The 263-nt window shown below is 38.8% G+C and carries 1 protein-coding gene; it reads left to right on the top strand.

The annotated features are described in order from the left end of the window. Window positions 1-29 precede the first annotated feature (29 nt). On the top strand, window positions 30-263 hold a 234-nt coding region (locus tag ACFINO_RS11300), incomplete at its 3' end, for a hypothetical protein (protein WP_375655941.1).

Here is a 263-nt window from a genome sequence, read left to right as displayed (position 1 = left end):
AATTGAACGTGAGTTTTTGGACATTGTTGATGACCAGTAGTTTTCTTATCAAGACTGCAAATGCAGAAACAGTAGCTGAGTCAGGAGACAAATCACACAGAGCAGTAGGTCTAAGTGAACAGCCAAGAGAAATGGATAAGAATATCATCAATGGGAGCTTTATAATTAAGGAGGGTGAAGTTGAGAGTGTCGGAAATGGAGAAACTTCAAAGGGTACTCTTATTGATGAATATGGATTACAGAGTATCGAGTATGGAGGACAA

This window comes from Bartonella sp. AA83SXKL (assembly GCF_042196965.1).
In the GTDB taxonomy this organism is placed as follows: domain Bacteria; phylum Pseudomonadota; class Alphaproteobacteria; order Rhizobiales; family Rhizobiaceae; genus Bartonella.
The sequence above is the reverse complement of the archived record's forward strand: the minus strand, read 5'-3'. Positions and strand labels throughout refer to the sequence as shown.